The sequence below is a fragment of the Pareuzebyella sediminis genome (genome assembly GCF_008367235.1).
Taxonomy (GTDB): Bacteria; Bacteroidota; Bacteroidia; order Flavobacteriales; family Flavobacteriaceae; genus Pareuzebyella; species Pareuzebyella sediminis.
On the sequence record NZ_VTZS01000003.1, the window covers coordinates 695,338 to 718,257 of the forward strand.

19 protein-coding genes are annotated in these 22,920 nt (G+C 42.2%); 4 read left to right on the forward strand and 15 right to left on the reverse strand.

Features of this window, described 5'->3' with window-relative positions; genetic code table 11:
- Positions 1 to 5 precede the first annotated feature (5 nt).
- The 10 genes from F2B13_RS13525 to hemA all read right to left on the reverse strand — a co-directional run bounded on the left by F2B13_RS13525 (position 6) and on the right by hemA (position 10,292).
- Complete coding sequence (locus F2B13_RS13525) at positions 6 to 485, reverse strand: methylated-DNA--[protein]-cysteine S-methyltransferase (RefSeq protein ID WP_149273959.1); 480 nt, start codon at positions 483 to 485, stop codon at positions 6 to 8.
- Positions 486 to 1,607: a CNNM domain-containing protein gene (locus F2B13_RS13530; protein WP_149273962.1), complete on the reverse strand. Its 1,122-nt coding sequence runs from the start codon at positions 1,605 to 1,607 to the stop codon at positions 486 to 488.
- 52 nt (positions 1,608 to 1,659) lie between these two features.
- The gene (locus F2B13_RS13535) at positions 1,660 to 2,991 is read right to left on the reverse strand and encodes a serine hydrolase domain-containing protein (protein ID WP_149273964.1); all 1,332 of its coding nucleotides are present in this window, start codon (positions 2,989 to 2,991) and stop codon (positions 1,660 to 1,662) included.
- Between the two features lie 162 nt (positions 2,992 to 3,153).
- On the reverse strand, positions 3,154 to 4,143 hold the full coding sequence (gene hemB, locus F2B13_RS13540; RefSeq protein ID WP_149304425.1) for a porphobilinogen synthase: 990 nt from the start codon (positions 4,141 to 4,143) through the stop codon (positions 3,154 to 3,156).
- Between the two features lie 78 nt (positions 4,144 to 4,221).
- Entirely contained in the window at positions 4,222 to 4,821 is a 600-nt protein-coding gene (locus F2B13_RS13545; protein WP_149273966.1) for a hypothetical protein, read from the reverse strand.
- Entirely contained in the window at positions 4,812 to 5,714 is a 903-nt protein-coding gene (gene hemF, locus F2B13_RS13550; RefSeq protein ID WP_149273968.1) for an oxygen-dependent coproporphyrinogen oxidase, read from the reverse strand. The genes F2B13_RS13545 and hemF overlap by 10 nt, the downstream gene beginning before the upstream one ends.
- On the reverse strand, positions 5,711 to 6,259 hold the full coding sequence (locus F2B13_RS13555) for a GNAT family N-acetyltransferase (protein WP_149273970.1): 549 nt from the start codon (positions 6,257 to 6,259) through the stop codon (positions 5,711 to 5,713). Before F2B13_RS13555 ends, hemF begins: the two co-directional genes overlap by 4 nt.
- Before the next feature lie 16 nt (positions 6,260 to 6,275).
- Positions 6,276 to 7,313, reverse strand: coding sequence for a uroporphyrinogen decarboxylase (hemE, locus tag F2B13_RS13560; protein ID WP_149273972.1), 1,038 nt, complete (start codon positions 7,311 to 7,313; stop codon positions 6,276 to 6,278).
- A gap of 148 nt (positions 7,314 to 7,461) precedes the next feature.
- Positions 7,462 to 9,039 carry a hydroxymethylbilane synthase gene (hemC, locus tag F2B13_RS13565; protein ID WP_149304426.1) on the reverse strand — a complete coding sequence of 526 codons (1,578 nt, stop codon included), beginning with the start codon at positions 9,037 to 9,039 and terminating at the stop codon, positions 7,462 to 7,464.
- Entirely contained in the window at positions 9,036 to 10,292 is a 1,257-nt protein-coding gene (gene hemA / locus F2B13_RS13570; RefSeq protein ID WP_149273976.1) for a glutamyl-tRNA reductase, read from the reverse strand. The genes hemC and hemA overlap by 4 nt, the downstream gene beginning before the upstream one ends.
- A 204-nt stretch (positions 10,293 to 10,496) precedes the next feature.
- On the opposite strand from hemA, the gene F2B13_RS13575 reads away from it, so the two are divergent.
- Positions 10,497 to 11,387 (forward strand): helix-turn-helix transcriptional regulator, encoded by an 891-nt coding sequence (locus tag F2B13_RS13575; protein WP_149273978.1) that lies wholly within the window; start codon positions 10,497 to 10,499, stop codon positions 11,385 to 11,387.
- Positions 11,388 to 11,395: 8 nt separating this feature from the next.
- Here the strand turns inward: F2B13_RS13575 and F2B13_RS13580 are convergent, their stop codons facing one another.
- The 3 genes from F2B13_RS13580 to F2B13_RS13590 form a co-directional block, all read right to left on the reverse strand.
- Entirely contained in the window at positions 11,396 to 12,238 is an 843-nt protein-coding gene (locus tag F2B13_RS13580) for an N-acetylmuramoyl-L-alanine amidase-like domain-containing protein (RefSeq protein WP_149273980.1), read from the reverse strand.
- A 23-nt stretch (positions 12,239 to 12,261) separates the two neighbouring features.
- The gene (locus F2B13_RS13585; RefSeq protein ID WP_149304427.1) at positions 12,262 to 15,783 is read right to left on the reverse strand and encodes a TraB/GumN family protein; all 3,522 of its coding nucleotides are present in this window, start codon (positions 15,781 to 15,783) and stop codon (positions 12,262 to 12,264) included.
- 99 nt (positions 15,784 to 15,882) lie between these two features.
- Positions 15,883 to 16,959: a mechanosensitive ion channel family protein gene (locus tag F2B13_RS13590; protein ID WP_149273984.1), complete on the reverse strand. Its 1,077-nt coding sequence runs from the start codon at positions 16,957 to 16,959 to the stop codon at positions 15,883 to 15,885.
- A 208-nt stretch (positions 16,960 to 17,167) separates the two neighbouring features.
- Here F2B13_RS13590 and hemH point away from each other — a divergent pair, with 208 nt between their 5' ends.
- Together hemH and F2B13_RS13600 are read left to right on the forward strand one after the other, a co-directional pair.
- Positions 17,168 to 18,199, forward strand: coding sequence for a ferrochelatase (gene hemH, locus F2B13_RS13595; RefSeq protein WP_149304428.1), 1,032 nt, complete (start codon positions 17,168 to 17,170; stop codon positions 18,197 to 18,199).
- Positions 18,200 to 18,254: 55 nt separating this feature from the next.
- The gene (locus F2B13_RS13600) at positions 18,255 to 19,646 is read left to right on the forward strand and encodes an MATE family efflux transporter (RefSeq protein WP_149273989.1); all 1,392 of its coding nucleotides are present in this window, start codon (positions 18,255 to 18,257) and stop codon (positions 19,644 to 19,646) included.
- Between the two features lie 13 nt (positions 19,647 to 19,659).
- Here F2B13_RS13600 and F2B13_RS13605 read toward each other — a convergent pair whose 3' ends face one another.
- Together F2B13_RS13605 and F2B13_RS13610 are read right to left on the reverse strand one after the other, a co-directional pair.
- On the reverse strand, positions 19,660 to 20,949 hold the full coding sequence (locus F2B13_RS13605; protein ID WP_149304429.1) for an alpha/beta hydrolase family protein: 1,290 nt from the start codon (positions 20,947 to 20,949) through the stop codon (positions 19,660 to 19,662).
- Positions 20,950 to 21,239: 290 nt separating this feature from the next.
- Entirely contained in the window at positions 21,240 to 22,097 is an 858-nt protein-coding gene (locus F2B13_RS13610) for an EcsC family protein (protein ID WP_149273993.1), read from the reverse strand.
- Positions 22,098 to 22,100: 3 nt separating this feature from the next.
- Here F2B13_RS13610 and F2B13_RS13615 point away from each other — a divergent pair, with 3 nt between their 5' ends.
- On the forward strand, positions 22,101 to 22,886 hold the full coding sequence (locus F2B13_RS13615) for a hypothetical protein (protein WP_149273995.1): 786 nt from the start codon (positions 22,101 to 22,103) through the stop codon (positions 22,884 to 22,886).
- The last annotated feature ends 34 nt before the right edge of the window (positions 22,887 to 22,920 follow it).

The following is a 22,920-nucleotide window of genomic DNA, read 5'->3' on the forward strand; positions in this document are numbered from 1 at the left end:
TATGATTAAAAAAGAGTCTGTTGTTGAGATGGGCTTTCGTGCGCTAGCAACCACTTCTTACGAGACAGTCCTCCGGCATATCCGGTGAGCGATCCGTCACTTCCCACGACACGATGGCATGGAATCACTATCCATAGTGGGTTCTTACCGTTGGCAGCGGCTACGGCCCTAATAGCCTTAACATTCCCTAAGGTTTTAGAGAGTTCAAGGTAGGAAATCGTTTTGCCGTAAGGAATATCTTGTAGCGCGGTCCAGACTTTTTTTTGAAAATCGGTGCCTTGAGGGTTGAGCTTAAGCTGAAACCCTTTTCGGGTGCCATCAAAGTAATCACTGAGCTGAGAAACCACATCTTCTAGTACTTTGGGAACCGTTTGAGTCAATAATTGGTCATGGAATTCATCCATAACCCTGATGGACGACAATCCCTTTTCGTCGCCTTCTAATCGGGTTATACCCAAGGGACTTTTAATATAGGCGGTCTCCATTTATTCTTTGACGTTTCTGTTATCAAGCACTCCCGAACGCTGGGCTCTGGTCTCCCAGTTCTTGCGAGCAAGCTCCTGTAAATCGGCTACATTATCGCTTTCATCCATGATTTCGAGTCCTAAGAGGGTCTCTATCACATCTTCCATCGTAACCAAACCACTGACCGAACCATACTCGTCTACTACCAAGGCGACATGCTCCCTCTTATTGACCAAGGTATCAAACAATTTTGGAATGGGGGTACTACGTTCAGTGACCAAAATCTCCCTCTTAATATCCGCAAGCGGTATATTTCCGTTCTCATTGACCATTTCTTCTAAAATATTATCTTTTAGAACGAAGCCATCGATATGGTCCATTTTTTCTCCATGCACCGGAATACGTGAGAACCGCATTTTCGGATTGTTTTTGAAAAATTCGCCTATGGTCTGTTTTTCTGAGGCTATTTTCATCACGGCCCTAGGAGTCATAATATCCTTTACCAGAACTTCGTCAAAACGCAACAGGTTTTTGATAATTGTGGATTCCGATTTTTCAAAGACTCCTTCTTCATGGGCGATATCGGTCATTGCCGTAAAATCTTCACGACTTAGTACACTACCCTCATGGGCCGACCCCCCAATAAGTTTGGTAAATAACTGAAGTAACCATAGGAGTCCTGTATACTTGAGCCCCAAAACCATAAATCTAAGGGTCTTAGAGGCAAAATTGGCCAGCGACTTCCAATAGGTGGCACCGATGGTTTTAGGAATTATTTCCGAGGCGACCAAAATCAATATCGTCATGATAGTGGAAACGACACCGACCATGAGGTCTTCGGTGAACTTCACCCCCAATATAGTTTGTTCGGTTGTACCATAAAGCTGAGCATATGCGGCTTTGGCCTGTACCCCGACTAAAATAGCCCCTACGGTGTGGGCAACTGTATTTAATGTGAGAATGGCGATAAGCGGCTTGTCGACATCTTTCTTGAGTTCTTCCAAGGTAAGCGCATAGGTCTTCCCTTCTTTTTTCTTCACGTTGATAAAGGTCGGGGTGATGCTTAGCAACACTGCCTCTAGAACCGAGCACAGAAAGGAGAAAAAGATAGATATTACGGCATAGAAAACTAATAGTCCCATGAGTTGGTTTTATTCTTTGCTAAGATACCAATAAAAGCAGAACCGAATAGGCTTATTCCGACGGCAGACTAGCTTGATAGAATACCTGTTGTACGGCAGAACGAATATTCAGCCGGTATAAATTTCTATGTTCCCGTGACGGATTTACACGATTGGAAAGAAAAATATATACCAATTGGTTTTTTGGATCTGCCCATACGAAAGTCCCCGTAAAACCACTGTGGCCAAAACTTTCGGGACTTACCTCTGGAGCGGGATAGGCTTCCTCAAGGGAGAGTTCGGAATTGTTCTTAAGAGGTTTGTCGAAACCAAGACCACGCCGGTTGTCATTGTCAGGATACTGAACGCGGGCAAATTCTTTTACCGTTTCTTCCGATAGAAAGCGCTTTCCGTCGTATATGCCATATTGCATATACATTTGCATTAGTTTGGCTAAGTCGGTTGCCTTGGCGAACAATCCAGCATTACCGGAAACTCCACCAAGAAGTGACGCATTTTCGTCATGCACCCAACCTTGGGTCAAGGCATGTCGAAAAATCGTGTCTTGCTCCGTAGGAACAATGTTATTTGTAAAACCTTTGGTTTCGGGTTTGAAACCCATGGTGGGAGCCCCCAAAGGCAAATAGAAATTTTTCTCTAAATAGTATTCGTAGGAGACCCCACTGAGTTGTTCTACCAATTTTGGAAAAATAAGGAATGTAAGTCCGGAGTATAGATACTTCTTGTTACCCGACACTTCTGAGCGATCGATCATTCGATACATTTTTCGATTAAATCTATTTTTAATGAACAGTTTATCGAATGCCTGATTGGAATGCCTTGAATCGGGAGAGGTACGCACAAACCGTTTTTTAAGTTTTCCATTTTTTCTGAAGACTTCATCTAAAAAAACAATGTAAGGTTTCAACCCGGCTTGATGTGCCAGTATTTCGCGAAGGGTAATATCCCTTTTATCCTTTCTACGTTTCCATCGGTGCCAATACGTACTAAAAGGTTTATCAAGATCTAGCTTTCCTTCATCGACCAGTTTCATTACCGCTGGCAAGGCTGCGGTTATTTTGGTTACCGATGCCAAATCGTAAATATCGTTGAGGCCAACGGCCTGAATACTGTCATAGGTATGAAACCCATAGGCCTTATGAAAGATAATCTGATGGTTCTTGGCAACAAGTACTTGGGCGCCTGGAAATGCTTCTTGCCTAATGCCTTGAGTTATGATGGAATCTACTTTGCGATTTATATAAGCCGCATCGAGGCCAACATCTCGAGGTTGTGCATAGATTAATGCATCGGTGGGATTTAAGTTTAAAGGTACGCCAGCATCTTCTTGACTATGGATGAAACCTGTAAAAAGACCGATAAGTATTAAAAAATAATTCCTCACTAATTTTTCAAATTTAGATTAAATAAATGCCCTGCAAAACGATCTTTAATTCGAGGTATTTTGAAGGGAAATTCCGTAGCCATGGACCTACTTCCGCTAAAGTTAAGAACTCTCGAAGAATTGGCGTTGGTTATTCGCAAAGTAATCTGGGTCTGCCTAAGATTATCCGATCAAACGAACCGCGTCTTTGGCAAAATAACTTGCGATAATATTGGCCCCTGCCCTTTTGATGGCCATCAATTGTTCCATCATTACGGTATCGTGGTCAAGCCATCCCTTTTCGGCAGCAGCTTTTAGCATGGCGTATTCTCCGCTCACTTGGTAGACCGCTACTGGTACATCGACTTCGTTCCTTATTTCGCGTACTATATCCAAATAGCAAAGACCCGGCTTGACCATTACAATATCGGCACCTTCATCGATGTCCATTTGTGTTTCCTTAATGGCCTCGAAGCGGTTTGCAGGATCCATTTGGTAGGTCTTTTTATCTTTGGGCACGTTTTTAACATCTACGGGAGCCGAATCCAAGGCATCGCGAAAAGGACCATAAAATGCACTGGCATACTTGGCACTGTAACTCATAATGCCCGTATTGAAAAGTTCTTCTTCTTCCAAGGCTTCTCGAATGGTCAGTATTCGTCCGTCCATCATATCACTGGGAGCTACGAAATCGGCTCCAGCCTGGGCGTGCGAAATGCTCATTTCGGCCAAAATTTCGGCCGTGTCATCGTTGACAATATGGCCATTTTGAACAATTCCATCATGACCATATGAAGAATAAGGATCTAATGCGACATCGGTCATTACCAACATTTCCGGACAAGCATTTTTCACATGCTTTATAGCAAGTTGCATCAGGCCATTCGAATTCAAAGCTTCCGAACCCTTGTTATCTTTCAGGTTATCCGGCACTTTTACAAATAGGAGTACGGATCGAAGTCCCATTTTCCAAAGTTCTTTTACTTCTTTTTCCAACTGGTCAAGACTGAGACGATAATAATTGGGCATGGAGGGTATTTCTTCTTTGATACCCTTGCCCTCCACAACAAAAAGGGGAACTAAAAAATCATCTGGGGTTATTACGGTTTCGCGCACTAAGCGGCGAATGACCTCGTTTGTTCGTAATCTTCGGTTTCTTTGCAGTGGGTACATGACTTTTAATTTACGTGCTACATTGATATTAATCATATTGAGGCGTCTTCCATTCATTTGTAACGCCTTGGGCTTCTGCTATTCGTTTCTATGGCACTCCAAAATTTGCTTCAAATTGCTTTTCAGGTCGTGATTGACCCAAAGGCTCGTATCTTTTTCAATGCTTATGGCATCTTGATCGGTGTCAATATATTTTTTGATTGATTGTATCAATGGGTCTTCAAAAGATATGATTTTTACAATGGACTTCTCACCTGGAATACTATAATTATCATCATAATCATAGCAAAAAACCAATACAGAGTCACCAACGTTCAGATTAAGGCCATAAAAACAATCTGATTTAAAAAACTTTTGGTTGGCGTAGGTGTTTTTACCAATTTCCTTGATTTTATAGACCTGTTCGAGTTCGATCGTACCATCTTGGGCCACATATAGCGGTCCGGGGCGGTCGTTGGGCTCACCCATTTCCACAATAATTCCTGAAAACACCAGAGAAAGCTCATCTCCACAATTACCTATAAAAGGTCCTGATTGTGGCCACCAGTAGGTATAGCCCACCGTGATGGTATCTTGATTGAAGGTCACCTCAATATCACTTTTTGCTCGGGGCTGCCTGCAAGAATAAAAAACGGCGCAACCCGTTAAGACCAACGAGAAATAGCTTTTTAAACCCACTTTCTTGGTTCTTTTAATACTTTTACTAAACGATCTTCTTCGCTACCTGGATCAGGATGATGATCGTAGCGCCATTGTACATGCGGGGGGAGACTCATCAGAATACTCTCGATTCGACCGTTGGTTTTGAGGCCAAATAGGGTGCCTTTATCGTGAACTAAATTGAATTCTACATACCGCCCGCGGCGAATCTCCTGCCAATCTCTGTGAACTTGGGTATATTCCAAATTCTTTCTTTTTAAAACGATTGGTATATAACTGTTTAAAAAGCTGTTGCCAATAGCGATTACGAAGGCGTACCAATCTGAAATACTCATTGTTTCGTCGGGTCTGCAATAATCAAAAAAAAGGCCACCGACGCCTCTGGCCTCATTTCTATGGGTATTGAAAAAATACTCATCACATTTTTCTTTGTACTTGGAATACAAATTTCCATCATGTTTATCACAAGCCATTTTGCAAACTTTATGAAAATGTACGGCGTCTTCGTCAAAAAGATAATACGGGGTTAAATCTTGGCCCCCTCCGAACCACTGATCTATGATTTTTCCATTTTTATCATACATTTCGAAATAACGCCAATTGGCATGAACGGTAGGGACAAAGGGATTTCTAGGGTGCAAAACCAAGCTCAATCCGCAAGCGAAAAAGTCTACATCATTTACCCCAAAATAGGTCTGCATGCTCTGTGGAAGTGCTCCGTGTACCGCTGAAATATTGACCCCCCCTTTTTCAAAAACACCTCCATTTTCTATAACACGGGTTCTACCACCTCCCCCTTCCGGACGTTTCCAAATATCCTCTTGAAAGGTAGCCTTGCCATCCACTTCCTCCAACTTTGAAGTAATGGTATCTTGAAGGTTTTGGATATAGGTATAGAATGTATCTTTCATATGCAAAGTTCATAAAGTTCCATGTCAAGAGCGATTTCATCCGGTGGTGTATACGCCTTAGAAAGGGTACGTGACCAAATATAGCCAGATTTTACAGCAACCCTTGTGCTTGCTTTATTGGAATGGTGTACAAGAATTTGAAGTTTTTTTAGACCTAGTTCATCCAATGCAAATTGCGAAAATGCCGTAATGGCACGTGATGTCCACCCCAAACCTTCGTATTTCCGATCTATACAATAGGCCATTTCCCCCTGCATTTTTTCCCAGTCTATTTCTTTCAGAATTAATAGTCCGACGACATTTTGACTCTTGCTATCCCGAATAGCGAAGGTAAATTCGGACTTATAACCTATTTCGATGTTTTTCAGTAAAATATACGCTTTTGATGCTTCTTCCGAAAGGTTTTGGGCTAACGTCATAGGGAAAAATCGTGCAAAACGTTTTTTGTTCGAAACCATCATTCGCGAAAGGCCGGAAGCATCTTCAGCCCGTAATTTATCGATCATAAACGTATCGGTCTTCAATAATACTTCAGGTGCTGACATCGATTATGCTATTTGTCTATATAGGCCTGTTTTGAGGCCATTCTTTTACAGCATCAATAAATGCCTTGGCATTTTCGACCGGCACGTTGGGCAAAATACCATGCCCCAAATTCACTATATAGCGGTCTTTTCCGAAGGCATTGATCATTTGAGTGACCATCCTCTTAATTTCATCTGGAGGTGAAAGTAACCGGGCAGGGTCAAAATTGCCCTGTAGGGTAATGTTGCCCCCGGTCAAGTACCTAGCATTTTCTGCGGAGCAGGTCCAATCGACTCCTAGGGCCGAAGCTCCTGACCTGGCCATTTCTTTAAGTGCGAACCAACACCCTTTTCCAAACACGATTACAGGGATTTCATCTTTGAGGGCATCGATGATTTGTTGAATGTATTGCCAAGAAAACTCTTGATAATCGATAGGCGATAACATACCTCCCCACGAATCAAAAACTTGTACGGCATTCACTCCGGCTCTTACCTTGGCTTTCAGATAAGCAATGGTAGTGTCCGTAATTTTTTGAAGCAGATGATGAGCCGCTTTAGGGTCTGTAAAGCAAAAGGCTTTTGCCATATCAAAGGTTTTGCTACCCTGCCCTTGCACACAGTAACAAAGAATGGTCCATGGTGATCCGGCAAATCCTATTAGAGGAACCTCATCATTAAGCTTTTCTTTGGTGGCTTTGATCGCCTGCATCACATAATCGAGTGAATCTTCTACATTGGGAACAATGACCTTGTCCACTTCTTTTTGAGAGCGAATAGGATTGGGAAGATAGGGGCCGAAATTCGTTTTCATCTGTACCTCAATATTCATGGCCTGCGGCACGACTAAAATGTCTGAAAATAAGATGGCGGCGTCCATCCCATATCTACGTATCGGTTGCACTGTAATTTCTGAAGCAAGTTCCGGAGTCTGGCAACGTGTAAAGAAGTCGTATTTTTTTTTAATCTCCATAAATTCGGGAAGATAGCGGCCTGCTTGGCGCATCATCCAAACCGGTGGGCGCTCTACCGATTCTCCTTTAAGTGCCCGAAGGAACAAGTCGTTTTTTATCATACTTGAATATTGAATGTTTGCTTTATTGATCTTGATCTCGCTATTTTTTAAGTAGACAAAGAGCTGATGGCCTTGACCTTGAAACGTTATGTGTCAAATCGAATTACTTGTCGTAGGGTGCCCATTGTATCCTGTCTTTTGACCCACGTTAATGGCTATAATTCTCGTTTACCAAATCAATTACACTCTCCACGGTAGGAATTTTTGCGACCCTAACATCTTTAAAGCTTTTACGTGCTTCATTCGCCGTCGTTTCCCCTATGCAGTACGCAACTTTATCCGGTCGGTTTTTGTGCAAATAACTTTGCACCGTTGACGGACTAAAAAATAAGATACCCTCGACATGATCGCTGATTTCTATTCCTGCAGGTTTTGTCGTATAAGCCTCAATCTCGTTGACCTTGATATTATTTTCGGTCAAGATATTGGGCAGGTCGTCCATTCTCAGATTGCTACAAAAGTAAGTGACCTCGGTACCTTCAAGATATTCTATAAGGTATTCGGCCAGCTTTTTGGCGTTTTTTTCTTGGTGTCGTACCGGACCTAGACGACTTTCGATAAACCGTTTTGTCTTGCGCCCTACACAATAGATATTTTTAAATTGTAAGTCATTACCCGTGCGATGGGTCAACAAGGCCTCTACCGCATTTTTACTGGTCAATATTACATTTTCAATTTCCGTTTTAAGTAGCGTTGCAGGAATACGATTCGGACTGATTTTGATAAAATCTTGAGATTTGACGCGAATACCTGCTTTGAAATGCTGCCTTTGGTTCGGGGTAAGGTCCTTCGTTGAAAAAATATGAGTCTTGAGGGTGGCACCTTGTATTTCGTTCATCAACAATTTACCTCCTCGGCTAAGAATGCTATTGGCACAATCACGACCTAAAAATTCATGTTTTCCTAAAGGTGCGGAGAACTCGGCTTCTAATTTTTTCTTCCCATCGGTAGTTAATAGCACGCCCTTAAGGGTAACAGTATCTTCATCAATGGTTGCCAAGGCGCCAATAGGGGCCGTACAGCCCCCTTCGAGGATCCTCAGGAACTCCCGCTCCAAGTAGGTACATGTCTCGGTGGGTTCGTGATTTAGTTCGGCACACGCCTCTCGCGAAAAGCTGTCTTTCTCATTGGCTACGACCAGAATGGCACCTTGGGCAGGGGCGGGCACCATCCATGTAAGGCCGATTGTATTCTCAGGTTGCAAATCGATACGGTTCAGGCCTGCTGCCGCAAAGATGGCGGCGTTCCAATTATTGTCCTTCAATTTTTGATATCGACTATTGATATTGCCCCTCAGGTCGACTACGGTATGGGTAGGGTATCGGTTGAGCCATTGTGCTTTTCTTCGCAAACTTCCGGTAGCGATTATGGCATCTGGCTGGGCTAGAAACTCTTCATTTTTTTTGTACGCCAAAATATCGAGATGATTGGCGCGTTCCAATACAGCTCCCTTCACGATGCCTTTGGGTAGGGTCGTTGGCACGTCTTTCATGCTATGTACGGCAATGTCGATTTCACCTTTGAGCATGGCAATGTCCAATGTCTTAGTGAAGATACCCGTTATCCCAAGTTCATAAAGAGGTTTGTCGAGTTGAAGATCCCCCGTAGATTTAACGGGTACTAAAGTAGCCTTATGTCCAAAAGATTCCAGCTTTTCCTTAACCGTGTTGGCCTGCCATAGCGCCAATTCACTATCGCGGGTACCGATGCGTATAATTTTACTCATTTTGTCTCGAGTTCGAGGTGGAAGACTTTTTGAATAAGTTCGAGACTAATATCGGCATCAACATCTTCGTCTTTGAGGTGATTGGCAAATTGCTTGGTAATCTTTTGTATGATCCGGTTGGAGATAACATCGGCCTGCTGTTCGTTGAAATCGGAAAGCTTTTTCGATTGGTAGTCGAGTTCTTCGTCCTTCATGGTCTTTAATTTCTTTTTCAGGGCTTTGATGACGGGGGCGAACTTACGTGTCTCCAACCATTTGATGAAGTCACCCTTTACCTCTTCGATAATTTCCTCGGCATGGGGTATGAATTTTTTTCTACGCGCTAAGGTCTCATCTGTGATTTGGGACAAATGGTCGAGGTGAACCAAGGTTACATTACCATATTCCGCAACGTTTTCGGAAACGTTTTTAGGAATGGCCAAATCGAGAATTAAAAGTGGCTTTTTGGTATGTATCAAATCTTTGGTAATCGTCGGTGAGTGTGAACTTGTGGCCACAATAAGCACGTCGGTGTTGCGTATCTCTGTTTGAAGATCCCCATAGTCTTTGACTAACAAGTTGAACTTTCCGGCAATTTTTTCCGCCTTCCCTTTCGTACGGTTAATAAGGCTTATGTGATTATTCTTGGTATGCTTGATAAGGTTTTCACAAGTGTTTCTTCCAATTTTGCCTGTTCCGAAAAGTAAAATATTCTTTTCCGAGATATCCGGAACATTTTCCATGATATATCGAACGGAAGCGAACGCTACAGAGGTAGTGCCCGATGAAATTTCCGTTTCGTTTTTAATGCGTTTGCTCGCTTGAATTACAGAGTTGCATAGACGTTCAACAAAGGGATTGGCTATTCCAATTTTTTTGGAACGGTTAAAACTGGCCCGAAGTTGACTGATAATTTCAAAATCACCTAGAATTTGGCTGTCAAGGCCGGTGCCTACTCGAAAAAGATGACTTATAGCATCATTGTTTTTGTATACATAGGCCACATCTTGAAACTCTTCCACAGAGCCTGCCGTGTTGTCACATAGTAATTTTATTAGCTGAAACGGATGTTGGGCGAACCCATGGAGTTCGGTGCGATTGCAGGTCGAAGTCACCAAAAGGCCGTCAATGCCTTCAGCTTTGGCTTGAAGCAAAATCCTTTCCATTGTTTCGGCCTCGAGACTAAATTTGCCACGAACCTCAGCATCGGCTTTAAGATAGCTCAAACCAATGGTGTAAAAAGAATTATGTTTTGAAATGTGATAGTCTTTCATGTAAGCTTTGCAAAGCGAAAACAAAAATAAAAGGGTTAACGGGATAAAAATAACGCTAGCGGTACAATTAGTATCGTTTCGCGAATTTTTGGTCGTATTACGATATAAATCCGTTGAAAACCGATACTTTTGTAGTAAATGCTACGTTTTAAAAATAATTTATTTAGAACCTTTCTAAATAAAAACAAATACAACACCTAACGAATGGAGCAAAAAAATGTCGCTATAGGTTCTTTTCAGGAAATATTGCTGGATGAAGGTTTTTTTGTGTTAAAAAGCCAGAACGATACCAGTAAAATCCAAAAAGTTGGACGGCAGATCGACAGTTCGTTCATTCAGTTTCACTTTTGCCCTAAGGGAAGCGCCAAGTTTATATTTAACGATGGAAACTATGCGCTAGACGTTCTTGAGGAAAATTCACTTTTGTTATATAATACGCAAATGGATTTGCCTTTGAACGTAGAACTCAGTTCGAACTCTTGGCTGGTATCCATCGTAATGACGATTCGCAAGTTTCATTCCCTATTTTCCAAAGAGGCCGATTACATCCCATTCTTAAGCCCGGACAATAGAGACAAGAAGTACTACTCGCAAGAAGGTTTTAGTCCGGCCATAGCCGTGGTATTGAGTCAGTTGATGAATTACAACCTGCATCCTTCCATTAAGGCATTATATATAAAGGGCAAGGTGTACGAATTGATTTCTTTGTATTTCAATAAGGGTGAAGGCACCGATGTAGAGCAGTGTCCGTTTTTAGTAGATGAAGACAATGTACGCAGAATACGAATGGCCAAGGAAATTATGATAGCCCGAATGGCCGAACCGCCGACCCTAACGGAGCTTTCTGACGAAATCGGCCTAAGCTTGAAAAAGTTGAAAGAGGGCTTTAAGCAAATTTATGGTGACTCGGTATTCAGCTTTTTATTCGATTATAAAATGGAATATGCACGTAAAATGTTAGAGACAGGGCAGCACAATGTAAATGAAGTGGGTCTCAAGGTGGGGTATAGTACGGCAAGTCATTTTATTTCAGCATTCAGGAAAAAGTATGGTACTACCCCAAAAAAATATTTAATGTCACTTGCGAATGCCTAAGCATTTGACTAAAGCGGCCTAGCGACTAAAATACCGATATTCTTTTTGATGCCCTTAAGGTATTCCGCCAATGGAAGATCTGATACTTCGACCTCCATGGAACCGGTCGATGCATGCAGTAAGTGAATTCGACCGTCTTGCTCTCGGGAGGCGATACCGGTATGGGTAACATCCAGCCCGTTTATTGAGGTAGCCAGCGCAATAATGTCACCACTTTTAATTAAATGTTCATTGACTTCGATTTGATCTTGGGGGAGATAACAAAAAGAACGGCCGTTCAGCACCGCTTCGGTCGCTACGATTTTTTGGTAATTCCCATCATCTGCCAAAAAGGGATAGAGGTCGCGATGGGTGCCCATAAAGTCAATCGCCTTTTTAATTTCAATACCTCCAATAGCTCCGGTAATATTTTTCAACAACCCTTTCTCTTCATTGTTCGATATCCATTCCGAAAAGTAGTGAAGACGGGACCCATAACCATCGAGCATGCCATTTTTATACCGAATGGTCTCTAAGATTTTGATAAAATCGGTAAAGGTATGCTGATCGTGCGTAAGCATGAGACCAAAGGCCAGTACATTTTCGACAAAAGTAGTACAGTCAAGGCCCTGCAGGTTTACGACCAAGGTTTCCTTATCCCCTATTTCCAAGGTTTTGGCCACATAGGGCGTACCTAGAAAGGTCTTGCCCACGGCAACCAGGGTCTTTCCAAAATCGTTTGTCTCCAGACCCTGAATCTCCTCTATTTTTTGTTCAACAGCCTGGCGGTCGGCCGGGGAACAGGTGATTTGCTGAGGAAAGCCGTAGTTAACGAACGACCCAATAATTATAATTAAAATTAAATTTTTCATTTTTTATTACTAGTTAAATCTTATTAGTACCCATGAAATCCATAGGTGCCATAACCATCTGGGCGATAGACTTGGGCGCGTGGGTGGTCTTTAAGCATAAAGGCTTCGGTCACATAATCTACCACATTTTCTTCGGTATCGGTATCTTCGATACGCATTCCTTCGTTTGTATAGTAAGGTTCGATATTAATGCCTTTGTCATTCTCAAAGACCAATAGGTACATGGAGAAGTTTTTATCATAGTCTTCCGGATTCCGTTTTTTGTAGTAATACCCCGTTAGTTTCTTATTGTTGTAGTACAAAGGCTTCTGGGCGACAAAATATAGCGGTTCGTTTTGGGTTGCAGAGGTGTTATCTCGAGAAAGTAGTGCCTCGGCCAAATGTTTTTGGGAGCGAAATTGTTTAGGAAATAAGTCCAAACGATTCAAATGCTTCAATTTTGAGAATAGTAAGACCCTACTTTCTACATCGGTAGCCAGCTCCAATAGTTCTTCTTGAGCTACTTTTTCATTATTGACAATCTGTAACCCCACATAAGTAGTCTGTATTCTAGGATTTTTGAAAAGGGAGAGCTGTTGAAAGAACTGTTCGACCGCCTTTTCGTTTTTAAAAGGATATAATAAAGTGACATAGTCTTCTAAGAGACTACCATGGTGAGGATACGATTTTACGATATCCATCTGGGTCGATGTTGTCTTCGGGATATTCCCTAAGTGTCTTTTTAATTGGATTTTGGCATCATTTAAAATTTGGTTCTTGTATCGCTTATAGTGTTTGGGCCTAACGAGACCCTCGGCCTGTAACTTACCGAGCAATGAAATGATGGGTGCTCTATATTCCGATATGGTGCTGTAGTCCAATAGATCGGGAAAAAGTTCCTTGGCCAAAGGCAAACTGTCTCGATAGGGCTTAAAAATAAGGTTCATTTCCATTGGATTTGATAATAGGGGCAGGTCGTTTTCCATAAACTGGAGAAGAAGTTGGGTCGAGGCCTTGTCCTTTCTATTAGCAATGGCCTGCAAAATTTGGGCTTGGGCCATTGGGTTATTGTATGATTTGGCATACAACCTACGATGGAAGGAGGTCAAATCGACATCTAATTTGACCAGTTGCTCGAGAAGGTATAATTGAATGTCTTTCAGATGAGGCTCAAAATCATACTCTGATATATAATATTTTAAGGAATCGACGTCCATTCGCGTAAACTTCAGGTAGCGGTAGCCATCAAGAATGCTACTGTCTTTTTGGCGCAAGGCGGTATAGAAATCTGGAATTTTATTTTTAAAGACTTTTTTTCCTATGACCGTATCCATAGGAGAGAAATTTTCATAAAAGTCGCTGACAAAGCGACTGGGTTGATTAGAGGTGTCGATGATGGCTTTCAATTCATATAACAGACCGTCTTTGATGACGTTCTTGACTAAAATACCTCGACTACTTGCCGTATCTGTCAAGGTTAGATTCATTTCTTGATATCCTTTGGGGGTTGTTCGAATATCTTCCCGGAGAATATTGAACCGGTTATGTGCATATAGTCGTTTTCGTAAGGCCCATGCCGAATCAATGTTTTCGAACATCAGAAAATCATGTACTTTGTTAAGTTCAACAGATATCACCTCATCGTTCTTGTTGCGATATATTGTTTTCTTATGAAAAGGGTCGTACGGTTTTGTTTTTGGACCTCTGTCAAAATAGTTGTTGCTGCTTTCAACAAATTTTGGGGGCATTACAGAGGTTAATGTGGTAAAGTAAAGTGCGGTATCCAACACCTTTTTTGGGGGAATAGGATCGACAGCCTCCTTCAGTCGAAAGGAGGCGAAGAAGCGTTTAGCTTCTGGCTCGTTCGCCGTAATTGCACCAAGAAGATAGTACTCTCCCCGGCGGAGCGTGGTCAATAGGTGTAGGTGTTTATTTCCAATCGAATCAAAAGCTGCCGACGAGCGTAGCCTATTGCTCGAAAAATCCTCGTATATTGGGGATAACTTCAAGTCTTGATAGAGGCGCCTTTGAATTTGTTTTAATTCAAAAGTATCGGCTTCTATACATCCAAAATCGCTGAGCACGGCTTTTTTGAGAAAATAATAACTATCGGTATTTTCATCGTATCCTTCAATCCATCGATTGCCGCTTCCATGCTTGTTCGTGAAAGTATGAAGAAGGGGCATCTCCACCTCAAAGTCCTTAAAATCAGAAGAAACCTTAATTTTTTTGCCAATGTCCCTCCTAAATCTTAAGCTGTTAAAAATAGTATCGGATATACGGGAAACATAATCACCTTCACCTCCCATTTTAAATATGATGAACTCCAAAGGGGTCTTAAAGATTTGATAGCGCTGATGGTCTCTGTTTTTGAGCTGATTTTTAATGTCTATGCCCACAAAACCATCCTTTTTTACGGTCTTCTTTTCTAAAATCTTTCCGGGAATGTTCTCGAAGAGCAGATCATCGATATCTTCGATTCCGTAGGAAATATTTTTTTTCAAAAAAGAATGGGTGGGAATTCGATGTACCATCACGTAACTACCATTGGCGAGATCGGGTGAGATGTAGGTCGTGGTTCCTCTTTCGGAAACTGGGTAGAGCTTGTTCGTGAGGTTTAGGCTAAAAGCATTGTCCTCAGGGCCAAAGGGGGTGTATTGGTTTTCCCTTATTTTATCTTCGAATTTTTTCTTTAACTGTTTACCCTTGGCACTCGCTTTTGAAACCAAGGGCTTTAAGGTGTATCCTTTTTTTCGCAATAAATCGATTACCCCATTATTCCCTGGTAGATGCGCTGCACCAATACCCGCAAAAACCTTTCCCTCTTGCATAATAGAGTCTAGGCGCGCGACCATGTTGGCATTGCGAATATGTAACATATACTTTATGTAGTGCTTGGTGTACATCGCACGGTCTATAGAATCGAGTAGTGCTATATTGCGTTCACGGTAAGCGTTTTGCAATAATAGCATAGGCCCTTGCTGTTGCATTTTTTTTTGTAGCCATTCGTCAGGTTTTGGTTTCATAGCGTTCATGCTTGCCCTCGCGACCAAGTTGGCGGATTCCTCAAGATCTTCAAGGGCTACGATAGGCTTATCGAATTTTTTGCCAGCCTGATAGATGAACATATCGAGATAGGTCTCTTCTTCAAAATTTTGAGAGATTTCATTGGTTCGGTATAGAATATTGTTGATAAGACGATCATCGAAGGCGAGATAAGCTCCTAAAACCTGTTTTCTTGGGTTGTCGATGTGAAAAGAGCGCGAATAAAAGCCTTTGGTCTCAAATCCATCGTTATAACCATGGAAATTATTGTTCATAAGATCCATATTCTCTAGCCAATGATTAGGGTCTGATTCTAGGGCCACGATATCACATTGGTCTAAAGCCTCGTAAAAAACGTCGTCTAAACGAAATGCGATTTTCTTGCTTACATGCATGGTGCCGTAGAGGTAAGAAGTCTCCACGAGCCCGTTTCCGGATATTTCCCATAACAGGCTTTTGGCTTCTTGTGCCGATACAACGAAGGGAGCAAAAGAAAGAACGATTAGAGTAAGCAAGCGCATAGACCTTATTTTGGCTACGATTTTTTACAAAATTAGGGAAGTATGCTTGGTAATAATTCCCTAGAAACCGTTAAAAGTGACGGGCTGATGGTATAACGCCTATTCTCGGCCCGTATTTTCCGAAGCATCCATTTTTTCAATTTTAAGGCGCGTATGGGCCAAGCTTTCAGGGTAGTTTTCTTGCAGATAGACAATTAATTTTTCACGTACCAGAACGCGTAGGTCCCAAGCGGTCGGTGAATCCTTGGCGCTCATCAATGCACGAATTTCAACACTTTGAGGCTTTGAATCGGTGACTTGCAATACGTTCACCTTGCCGTCCCATAGGTCCGTGCTTTCAAGTATGCGCGTCAGTTCTTCCCGAAGCTTGTCAAAGGGTACGTTATAATCGGTATATAGAAATACCGTGCCTAAAATATCAGCAGAGGTCTTGGTCCAGTTTTGAAAAGGCTTTTCAATAAAATAAGGGGTAGGTACTATCAAACGCCTTTTGTCCCAAATGCTTACCACTACATAGGTCAATGTAATTTGCTCAATTCTACCCCATTCGCCTTCTACGATGACGACATCGTCAATTTTAATGGGCTGAGCTATGGCAATTTGAATGCCGGCCAATATGGTGCCGATCATTTTCTGGGCAGAAAAGCCGATAATAATACCGGCAACACCCGCGGAGGCAAAGATACTTACTCCTATTTCACGAATTCCTTCGAAACTCATTAAAGCAATCCCGATGGCCAAAATTATTACAATGAAAATAATGATGCGCTCCAAAATGTTAAATTGAGTGGTGACCTTCCGTGCCTTAAGATTGTCTTCTGCATGCATGTCGTATTTATCTATCACATAATGCTTTACGATTTTAATGCACGTCAAAATGAGCCAAGTGAAAGCGAAAATAAAAAGCAGGGTACTCGATTTTCGAAACCAATAGGCCTCTTCGGGCAGACCTATGACGTCTCGCAGCGCCTCCATTCGGAGCAAAATGGACAGAAAAATCAAGAGGATCGAAGGGCTGAGCTTTTTGACCGAAGTAAGGGGCAGTAAGTATTTCGGATTTTTACCAAAATGCCTTAATACCCGTAACAAGGCGAAATAAGCAACGATAAGACCTGCGGAGGTACTTATGATAATTAGAATGGATTGATTGTGCTCACTAAAAAAATCGTTTAACATGGCATCATTTTAGAGACTTAGAATACTAAAAAAGTACGATTTTTGCTGTTAAACCGCCTATAAAATTGATGGAATCTATAGCATTATCAAAAAGTATTTCATTGTTCTAACAATAGGATGGTTTTCAAGCCTTATTTTTGTATTATGCTAAGTTCAGACCAAGACAAAGTATGGCTGAGCGGCGTAAAAAGATCTTTAAAAGCAAAGAATGAAAGGAGTTTTATTGGTTAATCTGGGTTCACCCGATACCCCGACGGCAAAAGACGTTAAGCCGTATCTTGACGAATTTTTAATGGATGAACGTGTTATCGACACCCCTTTATGGCTCCGAAATCTGATCGTTAGAGGAATAATTTTAAGAACGCGACCAAAAAAATCTGCAAAGGCCTATGCCAAGATTTGGTGGGAGGAAGGTTCGCCCTTAATCGTCATTTCAGAGCGTTTTGCGCAAAAACTTAAAAATCAAACCGAGATGCCTGTGGCCTTGGGAATGCGCTATGGTAGTATGACGATAAAGAACGCCCTACAAGAGCTCAAAGACCAGAATGTGGATGAGGTGCTCTTGGTTCCTTTATATCCCCACTATGCCATGTCTTCTTTCGAAACGGTGGTTGTCAAGGCGATGGAAGTGCAAAATCAATTTTTCCCAGAAATTCGATTGACCACCCTTCCTGCGTTTTATAAAAATCCGGATTACATTAAGGTACTGTCCGAAAGTATCAAGGACGGCCTGAAAGACTTTGAATACGACCATGTTCTTTTTTCTTACCATGGCATACCCGAACGGCACATTCGAAAATCCGATCCGACTAACTATCATTGTAAAATCAATGGAAAATGTTGTACGATCAACTCGGTCGCACACCAAACTTGTTACCGACATCAAGTCTATGAGACAACCGAGCTGGTAAAGGCTTATTTAGGTCTTCCGGAGGACAAGGTAAGCTCGTCGTTCCAATCGCGCTTGGCAGGTGACCCTTGGTTAAAACCCTATACCGATTTCGAATTCGAGAGGCTTGCTAAGGAGGGGAAAAAGAAATTAGCGGTCATCACCCCGGCCTTTGTTTCCGATTGTTTGGAGACTTTGGAAGAAATAGCCATGGAAGGTAAGCATCAATTTGAAGAAGCTGGAGGCGAATCGTATAAACACATTGCCTGCTTAAATGATAGTGAGGCATGGGTTCAGGTGATGGCAAAATGGGTGAATGCCTGGGAAGCGACCGGCGCCTTGCCGGTTTAACTTGAACAATATGGGCTTGTATCTTCTTCCATAAAATGCGAAAAGATCTAAAAACTTGCGAAAAAAACCTTCAAGTGTATCGGCAGATCAGTTAGGTTCGGAGCCTATAGGCCGTTTGTTAGTTAGACAAGCGGTACCTGCTTCCATTGGTATTTTGGTGATGTCTTTGAACATATTGGTCGATTCTATCTTTGTTGGTAACTGGATAGGCTCCATCGCCATTGCGGCTATCAATGTTGTTTTACCGGTTTCCTTTTTTATTGGGGCTTTGGGGATGGCGATAGGTATTGGGGGTTCAAGTATCATTTCGAGGGCGTTGGGAGCCGATAATTATCCTAGGGCTATTAAAACTTTCGGTAATCAGATTACCCTCACGTTGGTGATTACTATCAGTATGGTCGCTTTAGGGCTATATTACATAGATTCCCTCATTCCTGCTTTTGGAGGTAAAGGTGCCATCTTTTCCCCTGCCAAAATTTATTATACAATCGTACTCTACGGAATTCCCTTTTTAGCGCTTTGCATGATGGGTAACACCGTCATTCGCGCAGAAGGAAAGCCCAAATTCGCTATGGTGGCCATGATTATACCCTCTGTAAGCAATCTTTTGATGGATTATATTTTTATCTATGTTTTTGATTGGGGAATGCAGGGAGCAGCATGGGCCACGACCATAGGTTACGTATGCTGTTTCGCATATATTCTTTACTTTTTTCTTTCCTCTAACTCAGAGTTAAGGTTGAGCCCGAATTGTTTCAGACTTGACCCAAAGATTCTCAAGGAAATCGGATCGTTAGGCTTTGTAACCCTTTCACGACAGGCGACTACAAGCGTAGTCTATTTGTTAATGAACAATATTCTTTTTGGACTGGGTGGGGAGGCTATGGTAGCGGTTTACGCCATTATCGGAAGGATGTTGATGTTCGCCCTTTTTCCTGTTTTCGGAGTTACCCAAGGTTTTTTGCCCATCGCCGGATTCAATTATGGGGCCAAAAAATACCAAAGGGTTCGAAAGGTGATATATACCGCAATATTTTACGCGTCCATACTGGCGACCTTCGTTTTTATCGGACTGTTCATATTTCCAGCTGAAATAGCCGGTTTGTTCTTGAGTAGTAAAGCACATATGTCTGAGGTTGAGCTCGCCACGAATGCCTTCGTTCTAGAGCATACGCCTACGGCTATGCGATGGGTATTTGCGGCCACCCCCATTATTGCCCTGCAGCTTATTGGAGCAGCATATTTTCAGGCTATAGGAAAGGCTATTCCGGCATTGCTTCTAACTTTGTCAAGACAGGGCTTCTTTTTTATTCCCCTAATTTTGATTTTGCCTCGCTATTTCGATGAATTGGGCGTATGGATTTCTTTTCCCATTGCCGATGTCTTGGCGACCGTGGTCACTGGAATATATTTGCGGAGGGAAGTCAGGCGTTCGTTGGGCGGCTAAGTACGCTCGAATTTTAGTTCTCGCCCATTATGTGTAACAACTCCATACCTGTCGATGATCGGGGCTTAAAACCCGGCCAGTCTTGGTCATTGGAGTTTTGGGGAACATCCAAAAACTTCGAAAAATCCTGATCCTTTAGGTGGGTTCCTAAAAATGCGGTTACAAAATGTTGGTTGATATTATTGATTTTGCGTTGGTCCCAAGTCGCATCGGCGTAGCGGTTATACTCGTCGATGTGCAACCCTGGCTGTAAAGACTCTTTTGGCGGCGGATTTGGAGCAACGTTGTGCCTGGCATTTTCGTAGGTGAGTAAGTACCGGTCTGCGTTGACGGCTCCTTCGAAGATAGCTTTGATTCCTTTTTCGTAGCCAGAAATGTCATCTTGGCTACCTGCAACGAAAAAAGTAGGTACCCGTAATCCTTTGAGACCCTCAGCATTCCAGACACCACGTTCCATTCCCCAAGGGGCAAACGCTACCACGGCCTTGATTCTAGGATCGACTTGATTCTGATACTCGGGATGGCTGGCCGTTAAGGGTGCAATGGCTTTGCTCCCTTGGGTCATTTGGGTGAAAAAGCCATTCAATGTATCGCTGTACCCGGCTCCCGCTACATTTAAAACGCCGTACCCACCCATGGAATATCCGATTATACCTATTTTTTCGGCATCAACCAGACCAGAAAGCGGGTCATCGCTTTCAGGGCTTGACAAACGAACCATTTCCTGAAGCACAAATTTAATGTCTTTGGCCCGGTTAAGAAGGGTGCTATGAAAAGCATTGGCATCCTTAAAGGTAGAGTCCGTATGATCGATGGCAGCGACCACATAGCCTTTTGAGGCCAAGTTTTCTGTCAAATAGGTCATAAGGTAACGTGACCCCACATACCCATGTGAAACTATGACTAGAGGAAAAGCTTCTGTGCCATCCGTTTGTTTCGGTACCGCATTGCGAAACGCTCTTCCTTTGAAGGAAAAAGGAATCAAAGGTCTTAGAGTGTCTCCCCGTGTTCCCATAACTTCTTCGTAAATTACCGAAGTCTCGGACGCTTCGTCCATATTGGCCGGATACCATACTTCTACGGTCAACGGCCTGTCGTAAACAGCATCGTTACCCGCTTTGGAATTTAGGATGTCGATCTGTTTTTCATTCACCAAATTCAAGGTGCGAACCCCGATACGATGTGGCCCTCTTAATGAGAGTTCGGGGGCATCGGGCAGTGGGTCTCCGTACAAAAATTCTTGTGCTTGTACTGCGTAAAGAGTACCTACAAAATAGACCAAAAGTAATATGCCGTTTTTCATTTTTACACATTGATTAGCCCTAAAAATACATATTTAAAACAACTCTGAACGGTTTAAAGTAAAATGAGTAGATAGTCTTTTTTTGATAGAAAAGCATTTAATCCATAATTAAAGTGGAAACCTTTTGCGTTCTGTCAAATCTATTTATTTGAAAAGTGAGCTTTTCTTGATTTCAGTAATGAATGAGATGGGGATATAGGCAAGCGAATCGGGTTCGGGCCAATGTTTAATGACGTACCGCTTATATGATGTTTTCTTGCCCCATTGCAAAAATTTGGAGAAATTATTTTTTACGAAAACTTGGTTTGGGTTGCATTTTCTACCGGTATCCCTTCGTAATTTTTTCGAATCAATTCTTGCCCATATTTTCGTTCCAATCGGCGAATACTAAAATGGGCCTGAGCCATATTTTGAAAATGTTGAATGAAAGCGAGGTTAATGGAAGCCCCACCCACTGCGCCCACCAAAGGAATAGCCTGTGCTACAAACTTTTCGGAGACCTGTACGCTAAATCTTGAGGCTATTTGGGCAATGAATTGTACTATCGGGCTCGAGGTGCCCACCAATAGTCCCTCGATTAACCTACTTGAAGAACCTTTTACGGCGGCATTAAGCGCAATTCGGGTCGCAAAGTAACCGGTATCGATACTATCGTCATGTTTTGTTTTGCCGCCTAGGGCAAATACCTGTAAACAGGCTAGTTGGGTATCAAGCTCGCTTAAATCTTCTCCTTGACTTCTGGCAATGTCCATGATGGAGCGCATCATGAGTTTAGTGGTGATGCCTAGGTCAACTGTAAAGGCGGTCGCGCCCAAAGCTCCCCCTAGCATACCAGATGAGGTTACGAGCCCCTTATACATAGTGTTTAAAGGCGTAGTCATTGTTTTTCCTGATTTCATGGTAGTCAAATTTGCCCTGACTACAGTAATCAACACCTTGTAGCTTAGTTGCTTGAGCCATTTTTGCTGTTTTTCGGGAAGAAGTTCGAGTCGACTTTCTATGAGATTCCCCATTTTGTTCAAGCCCTCCATGGCCCAACCAATTCGTTCCATTTTGTATTTTGCCATTTTTAGAGTGGCAAGGTCCTCCGGATGTAACTTTTTATCGCTCATTAATTTTGTAGCAACTTTATATGCTAAAATACGCATTCCATGTGTTTTTTAGAGCGGTACACTTCCTTTTTCTATTTTGACATTTTTAGTACATTTATGGGGTTAAAGTTTAAAGATTCAATATACTTTTTAAGAAAGGAAATGGCCTCCCACAAATTGCTATTACCAATAATAGGCTTACTTGCTGTGCAGTGCCTGTACGGCCAAAAATACTTTAAAATAGAAAACGACATGGTCGACGAGCGAACGTTCAGAGAAGGCTTGGCCATGATTGCACGGGAATATAATCCTCAAATAGTTACCTATAAAACGTTTGAACGTGTTCTAGTGAAAGACTCCATAATTGAAAATATTGCCATTGTGGTATTAGAGGAGGAGGAAGATGAAGAGGTCTATCGTGTTTTTGATTTTTTAGATCGGCCGTTGCCCGATTTTGAGTTTTTGGATAATACGGGAGCTCTAGTAAAAAAAGGGAATTTCCTTGGCAAATATACCGTCGTAGGTCTTTATAAAGAACCGGGTCAAGTGCGTTCCTCGCACATCAAATCGATGAATAATCTGGTCGAAACCGGACAATACAATGCGGTGGCCCTGATTGCAAAAAATGGAAAAGCGGAATTTATGGCAAAGAAAGCCGATTTTCCAGTACTTAACGAATGTATCTCATGGTATATCAAGAATATTTCTATTCCCGAGTCACCAAAGTTTTTAGTTTTAGACGAGCAAGGTAAGCTTCGCTATATTTTTCAAACGTTTCCTGATAGAAAAAGTAACGCCAGACCCATGAATCCGGAGCACTTGAAGATATTCGACCTTTTAAAATGACAGCTTACCCCGTTACGATGTGCTTATAGGTACC